The sequence below is a fragment of the Streptomyces sp. NPDC090083 genome (assembly GCF_044747445.1).
Lineage (GTDB): Bacteria > Actinomycetota > Actinomycetes > Streptomycetales > Streptomycetaceae > Streptomyces.
On the sequence record NZ_JBIVED010000002.1, the window covers coordinates 937909 to 950819 of the forward strand.

Here is a 12911-nt window from a genome sequence, read left to right on the forward strand (position 1 = left end):
ACGCGGTCGAGGTGCGGGGGCCTCAGGGCGGGCCGGTGGTCCCGCTCGTGGGCTGCCGCCTTTCAGCGGAGCCCCCAGGAGGACGCCCGCCCCCACACCACGCGCGCACCTACCGCCGGACCGCCCCCCGAGACTGCACCACCAGCACCACGAGCCCGACCGCCAGCCAGACCGCCCCCACCACCTGCGCGGTCCCGGACGCCTCCACGATCACCCACACGGTGATCGCCGCGCCGAGCACCGGCACCAGCACATGCCGCCACCACACCACGGGCCCACCCCGGCGACGGACCGCGAACCAGCCCACCACGCTCGCGTGCAGCAGCGTGAACGCCGTCAGCGCGCCGATGTCGACGACCGACACCAGGTGGTCCAGCCCGTCGTCGCGCCGAGCCGCCCAGACCGCGGCGATCAGCGTGATCACGGCCGCCGAGAGCAGCGCGACCCGCGGCACTCCGTCGTCGGTCTTCGACAGGGCCCGCGGCAGCCTCCGGTCCCGGGCCATCGCGAACACCAGGCGACCCGCCGCGGCCTGCCCGGCCAGCGCCGCGAAGGCCGCGCCGATCGCCTTGCTGACGGCCACCAGGTTGTGCAGCCAGTCGCCGACCGACACGTCGACCGCGTCGTAGAACGCCGATCCCTGCTTGCCCGCGTCGGCGGCGAGCTGCGCGGACGTCGTCGGCTCCAGGAGGGCGACCAGGTACGTCTGGGCGATGAACAGTACACCGGCCAGGGCGAGACAGAACAGCAGCGCCCTGGCGACCTTCTCGGAGCCTCCGGTGACCTCCTCCGCGAAGGTGGCGACCGCGTCGAAGCCCAGGTAGGACAGGACGGCCACCGAGACCGCGCCGATCACCGCGGACAGCGCGAACGCGCCCTGGGTGCCGTCCCCGGAGAGCGGCGACAGCCAGCCGCGTTCGGCGCCGTCGCGCGCGAGGACGACGATCGCCGACACGATGAAGATGACGAGGACGACGATCTCCATCGCGAGGACGAGGAAGCCGACCCGGGCCGCCGCGCGCACGCCCCAGAGGTTGAGGCAGGTCGTGATGACGACCGCCAGCGCCGTCCACACCCACCGCGACACGTCCGGGACCAGCGCGTTCATGGCGATCCCGGAGAACAGATAGGCGACGGCGGGGATCAGGACGTAGTCGAGCATCGCCATCCAGCCGGCGATGAACCCGGCCTCCTTGCCGAGCCCCACGCGCGCGTAGGCGAACACCGAACCCGCCTGAGGGACGACCCGCACCATCTGCGCGTAGCTGAACGCGGTGAACGCCATCGCGACCGTGGCCACGACGTAGACCAGCGCCACGGCGCCGTGCGACTTGGCGTCCAGGGTGCCGAACACGCCGACCGGCGCCATCGGGGCGATGAACAGCAGCCCGTAGACGACGAGATCCCGGAAACCGAGACTGCGCCGCAGCCTGGGCCCGTCGCCGCTCGCGGCCGTCGTGTCCGTGTCCGTCTCCGCCATCTCGCGTCTCCCGTACGTCGTGTGCGCCCCCACCCCTTCCACTCCACCGCCAGTCTCCCCAAGGACGCGATCTTTGACCCGTCGAGCGCGGCCTTACGATGGGACGCATGACTGCTTCGTCTGGCCGCCGTGTCCTGCTCGCCGCCCCCCGGGGCTACTGCGCGGGCGTGGACCGCGCCGTGATCGCCGTCGAGAAAGCCCTTGAGCAGTACGGGGCTCCGATCTATGTCCGGCACGAGATCGTGCACAACAAGTACGTTGTCCAGACCCTGGAGAAGAAGGGCGCCGTCTTCGTCGAGCGGACCGAGGAGGTCCCCGAGGGGAACATCGTGATGTTCTCCGCGCACGGCGTCGCCCCCGTCGTCCACGACGAGGCCAAGCAGGGCCGCCTCGCCACCATCGACGCGACCTGCCCCCTGGTGACCAAGGTCCACAAGGAAGCCGTCCGGTTCGCGAACGAGGACTTCGACATCCTCCTCATCGGCCACGAGGGCCACGAGGAGGTCATCGGCACCTCCGGGGAGGCCCCCGAGCACATCACCCTGGTCGACGGCCCCAAGGACGTCGCCAAGGTCGAGGTACGGGACCCGTCCCGCGTGGTCTGGCTCTCCCAGACGACCCTCTCCGTGGACGAGACCATGGAGACCGTCGACGCCCTGAAGGAGAAGTTCCCGCAGCTCATCTCCCCGCCGAGCGACGACATCTGCTACGCCACGCAGAATCGCCAGCTCGCCGTGAAGCAGATGGGCGAGGAGGCCGACCTGGTGATCGTGGTCGGCTCGAAGAACTCCTCCAACTCCGTACGGCTCGTCGAGGTCGCCAAGCTCGCTGGCGCCCGCGCCGCCCACCTGGTGGACTTCGCCGACGAGATCGACGAGGCCTGGCTGGAGGGCGTCACCACGGTCGGCGTGACCTCGGGCGCCTCCGTGCCGGAGGTCCTGGTGGAGCAGGTTCTGGAGTGGCTGTCGACGCGCGGCTACGAGGACGTCGAACTGGTCAAGGCGGCCGAGGAGTCCATCACGTTCTCGCTGCCCAAGGAACTCCGCCGCGACCTGCGCGAAGAGGCGGCGGCCCTGGTCGCCGAGCGCACCGGCGGTGACCGTACGGCACCCTCCGGGCAGTGACTGTCAGTCGTTCGTCGTAGCGTGGAGCCATGCAGATCTTCGGCGTGGACATCGGTGGATCCGGGATCAAGGGTGCCCCTGTGGACCTTGACAAGGGCGAATTGGCGGACGAGCGGTGCAAGGTGCTGACCCCGCACCCGGCGACACCGGACGGAGTGGCCGACGGCGTGAAGGAAGTCGTCGACCACTTCGGCTGGACGGGACCGGTCGGGCTCACGTTTCCAGGTGTGGTGACCGGCGGATCCACGATCCGCACGGCGGCGAACGTCGACAAGAGCTGGATCGACACGGACGCGGGCGCGCTCTTCGCCGACCGGCTGGGCGGCCTCCCGGTGACGGTCGTGAACGACGCGGACGCGGCGGGCGTGGCCGAGATGCACTTCGGCGCCGGCCAGGGCCGCAAGGGCACGGTGATCCTGCTGACCTTCGGCACGGGCATCGGCAGCGCCCTCTTCGCAGGCGGCGTCCTGGTCCCGAACACGGAGCTGGGCCACCTTGAGCTGAACGGCCACGACGCCGAGAAGAAGGCGTCCAGCAAGGCCAAGGAGGACGGCGACCTGACCTGGGAGCACTGGGCCCACCGGGTCCAGAAGTACCTCGCCCACGTCGAGATGCTGTTCTCTCCCGAGCTGTTCATCATCGGCGGCGGGGTCAGCCGCAAGGCCGACAAGTTCCTGCACTTCATCGAGGGCATCAAGGCCGAGATCGTCCCGGCCCAGCTGCAGAACAACGCGGGGATCGTGGGGGCGGCGATGCACGCGGCGGGGGACGACTAGACCGTGTTCCCTCCGGGGATGCGGAAGGTCCCGGGGCCGCCCGCGCGTGCCCGCCTGCCTGAGCGGGGCCGCGCGTGCGTGGCTGAGCAGATGTCACGCGTGCGTGGCCGCGGGCGGCACGGGACCACGGCTTCACGAGTGACGTGTGACGTGTGACGAGTCCCGAGTCCCGCACGGTCTGCGCTTCGCGCGAGCCGCACGAGGACGACTGGCCGCGAGGGGATCACCAGTCCCGTGTCACGCGCGTCGGCGTCGGTTCAGCAGGCGGATTCTGCGGACCGTTGCGATGAGGCCCGCGACGAGGGTGCCGCCGTACAGCCAGCCGGCCTGGGTGGCGAGGGCGGTGAAGACGCCGACCAGGCGGTTGGCGAGGCCGCCGCTGCCGTCGGCCACCGGGAAGAGGCCGACGGCGAAGGCGATCGGGACGACGACCGGCGCGGTCAGCAGGTCGCCGCGGCGGATCCAGACCGCCGTGAGGACGCTCACCGGCACGAACAGCACGCCGTAGACGATCGGCGAACCCCCGAACAGCAGCTGGTCGAGACACCCGAGCACGAGCATGACGGCCGTGCAGAACAACCCGCCGCCGAGCCCAGTGAGCCGGGGATTGGGCAGCTGCCGTACGGTCGCGCCCTCCGCCGGACCGGGCCGCCGTACGGCCGCCGGACGGCGCTGCGCGGTGCCGCGGGCCTGCGGGCCGGGCCGTGCCGTGCGGGCCGGGCCGCCGTTCGGGCCCCGGCCCGCCTGCGGGGGAAGGGGCGGGGCCCCGCGTCTCGCGCCGGGCTGTGGGGGTCGTGTCCTGTGTTGCTCCACTGCACCAACTTAGGTCGGTTTATGTGCCGAATAGGTCCTCAGACACGCCGATGGGCAGAGCTTGGCCAGGTGTTCGACGCGAAGCCGGGAGGGCGCGGCGCACGCCGTAGACTGGTGGATCGGCCCCCGGCCCCGGTCCCCGCGCCCCCGGCCGGCCCCTCCACCGCACTCACGCCACTCACGTACGGGAAGTCGCAACGTGTCGCTCACGATCGGAATCGTCGGTCTGCCGAATGTCGGCAAGTCGACCCTGTTCAACGCCCTGACCAAGAACGACGTGCTGGCGGCCAACTACCCGTTCGCCACGATCGAGCCGAACGTCGGCGTGGTCGGCGTCCCCGACCCGCGCCTGACGAAACTGGCCGAGATCTTCTCCTCGCAGAAGATCCTCCCGGCGACCGTCGACTTCGTCGACATCGCGGGCATCGTGAAGGGCGCCTCGGAGGGCGAGGGCCTGGGCAACAAGTTCCTCGCGAACATCCGTGAGTCCGACGCGATCTGCCAGGTCATCCGCGCCTTCCAGGACGAGAACGTCGTCCACGTCGACGGCAAGGTCTCGCCCAAGGACGACATCGAGACGATCAACACCGAGCTGATCCTCGCCGACCTGCAGACCATCGAGAAGGTCCTCCCGCGCCTCCAGCGCGAGTCGCGCATCAAGAAGGACATCGGCCCGAAGGTCGCGGCGGTCGAGGCGGCGCAGGCGATCCTGGAGAAGGGCGACACCCTCTTCTCGCAGGGCATCGTCCAGGGCTCCGGCAACGAGGAACTCCTGCACGACCTGCACCTGTTGACGACCAAGCCCTTCCTCTACGTCTTCAACGTCGACGAGGACGAGCTGGTGGACGAGGACTTCAAGGCCGCACAGCGCGCCCTGGTCGCCCCCGCCGAGGCGATCTTCCTCAACGCCAAGCTGGAGGCGGACCTCGCCGAGCTCGACGAGGAGGAGGCGATGGAGCTGCTGGAGTCGGTCGGCGTCGAGGAGCCCGGCATGACGACCCTGGCCCGCGTCGGCTTCGACACCCTCGGCCTCCAGACCTACCTCACGGCAGGCCCCAAGGAGTCCCGCGCCTGGACCATCAAGAAGGGCGCCACCGCCCCCGAGGCCGCCGGCGTCATCCACACCGACTTCCAGAAGGGCTTCATCAAGGCGGAGGTCATCTCTTTCGCCGACCTGGTGGAGACGGGCTCGGTCGCGGAGGCACGGTCCAAGGGGAAGGCGCGCATGGAGGGCAAGGACTATGTGATGCAGGACGGGGACGTGGTGGAGTTCCGGTTCAATGTTTAATTGAATCTTCAATTCAACTCCCTGCATCGGAAAGGTGCAGGTCAAGAGGGGTCCATCAGTCCGAGATGGGCCCCTCGGGCGCCTCATTGCAGCCTAGTGGTGCGGTTTGGTGCTGGGTGCTGCCCCAGAGGGCCGGAAACGATCACCCCTCGGCACCTGTGGCCACCCCTGGGATGCTGTCCCGTGCTGGCATTGCGATCCCCGTGCTACCTCCGGAGGGCAGCTCGCGGCAGAGAACGCGGGCTTGGCGCTCGAGGCGGGCGCGTCTGTCTGACCCTGCGCGGGCGGCAGGCGCGAGGCAGTGGATCTTGTTGCGATCGGTTTATTCGCCAGAGCGGAGCGCTTGGTTGGGCATACGCTGAGAGGTCTTGTCACAGGTAGGGCCGGATGTGGCCTGGTCGAGGAGCGGCAGCGTATGAGTGGGCAGGCACGGCGTCGTGAGCAAGTCCCGGAGCAGCTGAAAGCAGCAGCTCGGAGGTCTCCCAACTTCGGGCGGCTCTACACGATGCAGCCCCTGCTGGCGATCTACGGAGCACAGGCTGAGCAGTCCGTCTTCGCCAACCCCAACGTCTCGTATGTCGCCTCCGGCCAGTTCGGCGAGGTGCTTGCCGAGGAGTTGGTGCAGCGGGCCGGGGTGCGCGTCGAGGGAACTCGGCAGATCGACCGGCTGGCCGGACTACAGCGCGCCGGCCTGCTCCCCGGTCGCACGCGGGATGCCTTCGACACGCTCCGCCGGGGGCGCAACGACGCCGCGCACAATCACCTCTTCGATACCAGCAAGGCCCTCAAGGCCGTCGAACTATGCTTCCAGCTAGGCCAGTTCTTCTCCCGCGCGATCGACAATGTGCGAGAGATCGCGGCGTTCGTGCCGCCCCAGCTGCCGAGCGAGGTGGCGGGCGGATCCGCCGAGTTGACCGAGCTCCGCGAGGCGCTCGGTCGCTACCAGCGCACCCTCGCTGACTCCCGAACCCGCCTCAGCGAGGTCGGTGACCGGCTGGAGGCCGAGCGACGCGGTCGGGAGGAGGCCGAGAGGCTGACCGAGGCCACTGAGCGGGCCCGTGCTGAGTCTGAGGCGGAGGTAGCCCGCCATCGAGACGAGATCGAGCGGCTCCGGCGCGCCCACCAGGACTATTACGACCAGGAGCGTCTCAAGCCCCGGCCGGTCAGCGTCAATGCGCGTGAGGCGATCGTCGCCCGCGCCCAGCGGCCCGAGCCGCTCAATGAGGTGCAGGCTCGTGTCCGGATCGACGAGATGCTCACCCGGGCCGGCTGGACGGTCCAGGACTACGGTGACCTCAATCCACTCGCCTCCCAGGGCATCGCGGTCCGAGAGTTCAGCCTGGCCACCGGCCGTGCCGATTACGTGTTGTACGTCGACGGCGCGATCGTCGGTGTCATCGAGGCTAAACGTGAGGGCACCCCCCTGGCCGGCGCCCTCGCGCAGAACGAGCGGTACGCGGGAGGTGTCCTCAAGGAACACTCCATGGCGGTCTGGCGCGAGAGGGAACCGTTCGCCTTCCGCTACGCCACCACTGGCGCCGAGACGCTCTTTCTCAACCTCCTCGACCCGCACGCTCGCTCCCGCTCGGTTTTCGCCTTCCACCGTCCGGAGACCTTCGCTGCCTGGATGAAGCGGGCTACTGAGCACCCGGACACCCCCACCTTCCGGGCCGCCCTGCGTACCGCGCTGCCGGCACTGGAGTCGCACGACCTGCGTGCGGCGCAGGAAGAGGCGATCGTCGGCCTGGAGAGTTCACTTGCCCAGGACAAGCCGCGCGCACTGATCCAGATGGCCACCGGTGCGGGTAAGACCTATACAGCGGTCACCGAGTCGTACCGGCTGCTCAAGCATGTGCGTGCTCGCCGCATTCTCTTCCTCGTCGACCGCAACAACCTCGGCCGCCAGGCCAAGGCCGAGTTCGACCGCTACAAGACGCCGGACGAGAACCGCAAGTTCACTGACCTCTACAACGTCGACTCACTTGGACGATCCGGTCTCCAGGAGACATCCTCCGTCGTCGTCTCCACGATCCAGCGCATGTACGCGCTCCTCAAGGGCGAGCCGCTGGAGGACAGTGCTGAGGCAGAGGACCGTGAGGACACCTCTACTCTCGACGAGAACTACATGACCGACAGCCCGGTCACCGTTGAGTACAACCCGGCCGTCCCGATCGAGTCCTTCGACTTGATCGTCATCGACGAGTGCCACCGCTCCATCTATGGCCTGTGGCGCGGCGTCCTGGACTACTTCGACGCCCACCTGGTCGGCCTCACCGCCACCCCTACCCGGCAGACCAAGGGTTTCTTCGACGGCAACATGGTCTCCGAGTACACCTACGAACAAGCCGTCGCTGACGGCGTCAACGTCGACTTCGACGTGGTCACCATGGACTCCTCCATACGGGAGGACGGCGGCGCAAAGATCGATAAGGGGACGACGGTCCGTATCCGCGACCGCAAGACCCGCGCCCAGCGTTACGAGGAGCTGGACGAGGACTTCGTGTACACGGTCGGCCAGATCGGCCGCACGGTGATCGCCGAGGACGAGATCCGGGCCGTCCTCACCGCATACAAGAACAACTGGCAGCGCTGGTTCCTGGGCCGGACCGAACTGCCCAAGACGCTGGTCTTCGCGGCGAGCGATGACCACGCGGACGAAGTCCTCAAGCAGGTCAAAGAGGTCTTCGGGCGGGGAGATGCCTTTGCCAAGAAGATCACCTACCGCTCCCGGGACAAGGGCGACGACCCCGAGCAGCTCGTCAACGACCTGCGGAACTCGCCGTTGCTGCGGGTCGCCGTCACGGTCGACATGATCGCCACGGGTACGGACGTCAAGTCCCTGGAGTGCGTGATCTTCCTGCGGGCCGTTCGCAGCCCTGTCCTCTTCGAACAGATGAAGGGACGCGGCGCCCGCACGATCGACGCCGACGACCTGAAGGCGGTCACCCCAGACCCGGCCGCGGACCTGGCCAAGGACCGTTTCGTCCTGGTCGACGCGGTGGGCGTCACCGCATCGCCTCTGGTCGACACCCGCCCGATGCTGCCGCCGGACGGCGGCAGTCTCAGCCTCACCAAGCTGATGGACAAGGCGGGTAGCCGCTCGCTGACGGCCGAGCAGGCCGAGACGCTCGGGCGCCGGCTGGCCCGGCTTGACCGCAAGCTCACGAAAGAGGAGCGGGAGCGGATCGAGCAGGCATCGGGAGGGATGCCACTGGCAGACATCGTCCGGAAGATCACCGACGCGGTGGACGTCGACACCCAGGACCGGGCGTACCGGGAAGGCGGCGCGGACCGCGCGCGACGGCTGGTCCACGACTCGGTCGAGACTCTGACCACCCACCCGGAACTGCGAAAGCTGATCATTGGCATCAAGCAGCAGCACGACCTCACGTACGACGCGACGACCGAGGTCACGCTGAAGCTGAATGAGGTCCCGAGGGAGGAGCGGGCAGCGAAGGAGCTGGCGGAATGGCGCCAACTTCTGGAGAGCCGCAAGCACGACGAGGCGGCGGCGGAGGCCATCGCTCTCCAGGTGATCCTCGGTAGCGGCTCGCGGGTGCGGCCACAGGAGGCGCGGGCCCACCTGAAGGAACTGATGGCGGCTATCAAGGCCACAAGGCGCAACTGGACCCCGAAGGTCATCTGGGACCACTACGAGCTGGTCGGCGAGGCGGCCGAGTCGCTGACGAAGTCAGCCGGCTTGGGTGACCTCATGAACCTGGTCCGCTACACGCTCGGTGCGGACGACCAGCTTCGGCCGTACCGTACGGTGGTCGAGGAGCGCTTCGAGGGCTGGCTGCTACGGCAGGGCCAGGCGGGTGCGGATTTCACAGATGACCAGCTGTGGTGGCTGCATCGGATCAAGGACGCGATCGTGGTCGATCTGGGAATGGAACGCGAGGACTTCGGCCACATGCCGTTCTCTGAAAAGGGCGGTGGTCCGGGATTCGCGAATGCCTTCGGTGGTAGGAATCAGGCGCTGGAACTGTTGGACGAGCTGAATCGGGAATTGGCTTGAGCGAGGGTATGGGCGGGTTGCCGAAGGGGTGGGCTTGGGCGACTTTGCAGGATGTGGCCGCGTGGGGAAGCGGAGGAACCCCGAAAGCTAAAGTTACTGATTATTATGACGGCGACATTCCGTGGGCTGTAATTGGCGATATGGTCGACGGGGTTGTCGCTAAGACCGCTCGGTGTATTACTGAAGATGGGCTGGCGTCGAGCTCTGCGAAGTGGATTCCGTCGGGATCTGTCTTGGTGGCCATGTATGGAACTGGATCAATTGGGAAAGTGGCACGCACTGCTGTGCCGCTCACTTCGAATCAGGCGATTGCACACGCGGTGCCATTTCCGGAAGTGCTGGATCCTGGATTCCTGTTCTGGTATTTGCGCAGCCAGCGTGGACTCCTAGAGGCGGCAGGAAAGGGAGGTGCGCAACTGAATATTAGCCAGAGCGTACTGAAGCAATGGCCCATTCCGCTACCGCCACTCGCAGAACAACACCGCATCGTCGAGTCCCTCGAAGAGCAGCTCTCCCGGCTCGACGCGGCTGAGCGGACGCTGCTTTTGTCGCGAAAGCGGGTCGAGGTCCTTCGCAAGTCAGTGTTCACCTCGCTAGTTCCCAAGCATGTTCCTGCTGACTGGACGGTTACGACAGTCGGCGAAGCCGGAACTGTCGAATTGGGGCGAGCCAGGCATCCAGATTGGCACAACGGCCCTGAAATGCGCCCCTACCTTCGTGTGGCGAACGTATTCGAAGACCGGATCGACACGTCCAGTGTCATGGAGATGGACTTTTCTGGGATCTTCGATAAGTATAAGCTTCGCGAGGGGGACATTCTTCTGAATGAGGGGCAGAGTCCCCACCTGGTGGGGCGGCCGGCGATGTATCGCGGCGTTCCCGAGACCGTGGCTTTCACGAATAGCTTGCTCCGCTTCCAGGCAGGCCCCGAGGTGCTTCCCGAATGGGCGCTCATGGTTTTCCGTCGACACCTGCACGCCCGCAGGTTCATGCGCGAGGTGCGCATTACGACGAACATTGCGCACCTGTCGTCCAAGCGGCTGAAGGCAGTTGAGTTTCCGATTCCTCCCCTGGAGGTCCAGAAGGAGCTCATTCAGCGATGCGATGAGTTGTCGTCCGGAGTTGAGGCCATGGGGCGTGAGATCGATCGTGCAACTCGACGGGCTGACGCATTGCGCTCTGCGCTTCTCAGGAAGGCGTTCAACGGAACCCTGGCTCCGCAGGACTCTTCCGACGAGCTCGCCGCCACCCTCCTCGCCCGCATTGCCGTCGAACGCGACGATGCCAAGCCTGCCCGCCAGGCGGCCAAGCGGGCTGCGCGCCCGCACAAGGTGACCGCTGCCGCCGCGGCGGCGAAGGCCGCGCCCGCTCCAACCCCCGCCCCCTCCACCTCCGTTCAGCAGGAGTTGTTCGACCAGTGACCGCGTCCGCCCTCGCACCCGAGAACGCCTCTGTCGACCCGGCGGACGCCGCCGCCATGCCTTCCTCCGACAACGTCCCCCTCACGGAGACGCCCAAGTCCAAGAAGGCCGCCGCGCAGACCAACACCCTGGTCGCGAAGCTCTGGAACTACTGCAACGTCCTCCGGGACAATGGCATGTCGACTATCGAGTATGTTGAGCAGCTTTCGTACCTGCTCTTCCTGAAGATGGTCGACGAGATCGAGAACGACACATGGGGCGGTCGCGACCTCAGCGCCCTCGTGCCTGCCGACTACAACTGGAAGTCGCTCGTCAGCAAGCGAGGCATCGATCTGGAAGCGCACTACCGCGCCATTCTGGAACACCTCGGCCGCAAGCCTCACACCACCATCGGTACGATCTTCGCCGACGCCCAGAACCGGATCACCAAGCCCGCTCTACTCGAAAAGCTGGTCGTCGAGCTGATCGGCCGCGAGGAGTGGACAGTCACAGGAACTGATCTCAAGGGTGACGCATATGAAGGCCTGCTCGCCAAGGGTGCCTCGGACACGAAGACCGGCGCCGGCCAGTACTTCACGCCGCGAGCGCTCATCGACGCGATGGTGGATGTGACCCGGCCGGGTCCGGATGACACCATTACCGACCCCGCCTGCGGCACCGGCGGCTTCCTAATTGCTGCCCACGCGTACGTCACCCGACACCACGTCCAGGACATGGACATCGACGCCCGCAAGGCGTACGACAGTGGATCCAAGATCTGGGGCACCGAGCTGGTCACCGGCACCGCCCGACTCGCCGCCATGAACATGCTCCTGCACGGCATCGGCAAGAGCGACGGCCCGAGCCTGATCGACGTCGGCGACGCGCTTGCCGAGAAGCCGAGTGGTCGGCACGCGAGTCTGATCCTCGCCAACCCGCCCTTCGGCAGGAGGTCCGCAATCGCTGTGATCGGTCAGGACGGCGAGCTGGAGAAGGAAGACGTCCAGTACGACCGTGACGACTTCACGGCCACCACGACTAACAAGCAGCTCAACTTCCTTCAGCACATTATGTCGTTGACGGCAGTCAACGGCCGGGCTGCCGTTGTTCTCCCTGACAACGTCCTCTTCGAGGGCGGCGCGGGCGAGAAGGTCCGCCGCAAGCTCCTTGACGAGTTCGACCTGCACACGATCCTGCGCTTGCCCACCGGCATCTTCTACGCAGGCGGTGTCAAGGCCAACGTACTGTTCTTCGACAAGAAGCCCCCACGCGCCGACGGCAAGCCGCACACCACCGTCACCTGGATTTACGACTTCCGCACCGGCCAGCACTTCACCATGAAGCAGCGCCCGCTGACCCGCGCCCACCTGGACGACTTCGTCGCCCGGTACAAGGCAGGTGAGCCGCTGACCGCCCGCGTCGCGGACGAGGACGAGAACGATTGCTGGAAGCCTTACGCGTATGAGGAACTGATCGGACGCGACAAGGTCAACCTCGACATCACGTGGATGAAGGACCCGGCCTTGGAGGACGCGGACAGCGACCTGGAGCCGGAGGTCATCGCCGAGGAGATCGTGCGCGATCTCCAGTCTGCCCTCGCCGAGTTCACTGCCATCGCAAAGTCACTGGGCGCGGATGTGGACGTACCAGAGGCGGAAGAGATCTGACGACGGCGTGAACGTTCGTCGTCAACCTGCCGGAGAGTCGCAACGCCAAGTGTCTTGCGGCTCTCCGGCATTCCCGTGCAATTGCTACCGGCTATCCCTCTGAGGGGGATGCCGAAGCCTCTACGATGTACCGGCCTCGATGCTGAAGCGTTGCGACAGGTGCCAAGGCGGACACCCCTCGGCCAACCGCGCCACCCTCCCTGAGGCAGTGCAGACGGCACATTCTGCTCGTCTTTGCCGAATCAGGCGGTGAACCGGCCTACGGTCGACGGCTTAGCGTTGGTCCCGCAACTGGCGGCGGTCGCTCGCCTGTGTGCCACGAAAACTTGAGGTGATGCCTGTACA

8 protein-coding genes are annotated in these 12911 nt (G+C 66.9%); 6 read left to right on the forward strand and 2 right to left on the reverse strand.

Annotation, left to right across the window (positions count from 1 at the left end):
* Window positions 1-109: 109 nt before the first annotated feature.
* Window positions 110-1480 (reverse strand): APC family permease, encoded by a 1371-nt coding sequence (locus ACIPTO_RS10055; RefSeq protein ID WP_401190589.1) that lies wholly within the window; start codon window positions 1478-1480, stop codon window positions 110-112.
* A 98-nt stretch (window positions 1481-1578) separates the two neighbouring features.
* Here ACIPTO_RS10055 and ACIPTO_RS10060 point away from each other — a divergent pair, with 98 nt between their 5' ends.
* Both ACIPTO_RS10060 and ppgK read left to right on the forward strand, forming a co-directional pair.
* The gene (locus ACIPTO_RS10060) at window positions 1579-2604 is read left to right on the forward strand and encodes a 4-hydroxy-3-methylbut-2-enyl diphosphate reductase (protein ID WP_366315910.1); all 1026 of its coding nucleotides are present in this window, start codon (window positions 1579-1581) and stop codon (window positions 2602-2604) included.
* 29 nt (window positions 2605-2633) lie between these two features.
* Window positions 2634-3380 carry a polyphosphate--glucose phosphotransferase gene (ppgK, locus tag ACIPTO_RS10065; protein WP_366315908.1) on the forward strand — a complete coding sequence of 249 codons (747 nt, stop codon included), beginning with the start codon at window positions 2634-2636 and terminating at the stop codon, window positions 3378-3380.
* A gap of 237 nt (window positions 3381-3617) precedes the next feature.
* Here ppgK and ACIPTO_RS10070 read toward each other — a convergent pair whose 3' ends face one another.
* Window positions 3618-4193 (reverse strand): DUF6542 domain-containing protein, encoded by a 576-nt coding sequence (locus tag ACIPTO_RS10070; protein ID WP_401190591.1) that lies wholly within the window; start codon window positions 4191-4193, stop codon window positions 3618-3620.
* Window positions 4194-4392: 199 nt separating this feature from the next.
* Between ACIPTO_RS10070 and ychF the strand changes: the two genes are divergently transcribed.
* The 4 genes from ychF to ACIPTO_RS10090 all read left to right on the forward strand — a co-directional run bounded on the left by ychF (window position 4393) and on the right by ACIPTO_RS10090 (window position 12566).
* Window positions 4393-5481: a redox-regulated ATPase YchF gene (gene ychF / locus ACIPTO_RS10075; RefSeq protein WP_401190593.1), complete on the forward strand. Its 1089-nt coding sequence runs from the start codon at window positions 4393-4395 to the stop codon at window positions 5479-5481.
* A gap of 415 nt (window positions 5482-5896) precedes the next feature.
* Window positions 5897-9499, forward strand: a complete 3603-nt coding sequence (locus tag ACIPTO_RS10080) for a DEAD/DEAH box helicase family protein (RefSeq protein WP_401190595.1) — start codon at window positions 5897-5899, stop codon at window positions 9497-9499.
* Window positions 9500-9507: 8 nt separating this feature from the next.
* Window positions 9508-10920 (forward strand): restriction endonuclease subunit S, encoded by a 1413-nt coding sequence (locus ACIPTO_RS10085; RefSeq protein WP_401190863.1) that lies wholly within the window; start codon window positions 9508-9510, stop codon window positions 10918-10920.
* Window positions 10921-10976: 56 nt separating this feature from the next.
* Window positions 10977-12566 carry an N-6 DNA methylase gene (locus ACIPTO_RS10090; RefSeq protein WP_401190865.1) on the forward strand — a complete coding sequence of 530 codons (1590 nt, stop codon included), beginning with the start codon at window positions 10977-10979 and terminating at the stop codon, window positions 12564-12566.
* Window positions 12567-12911 lie beyond the last annotated feature (345 nt).

Bases quoted from the DNA above. Each gene is read 5' to 3' on its own strand.
- ACIPTO_RS10080 (WP_401190595.1), top strand. From the start codon at position 5,897: ATGAGTGGGCAGGCACGGCGTCGTGAGCAAGTCCCGGAGCAGCTGAAA.
- ACIPTO_RS10060 (WP_366315910.1), top strand. From the start codon at position 1,579: ATGGGACGCATGACTGCTTCGTCTGGCCGCCGTGTCCTGCTCGCCGCC.
- ACIPTO_RS10085 (WP_401190863.1), top strand. From the start codon at position 9,508: ATGGGCGGGTTGCCGAAGGGGTGGGCTTGGGCGACTTTGCAGGATGTG.
- ACIPTO_RS10055 (WP_401190589.1), bottom strand. From the start codon at position 1,480: ATGGCGGAGACGGACACGGACACGACGGCCGCGAGCGGCGACGGGCCC.
- ACIPTO_RS10090 (WP_401190865.1), top strand. From the start codon at position 10,977: ATGCCTTCCTCCGACAACGTCCCCCTCACGGAGACGCCCAAGTCCAAG.
- ppgK (WP_366315908.1), top strand. From the start codon at position 2,634: ATGCAGATCTTCGGCGTGGACATCGGTGGATCCGGGATCAAGGGTGCC.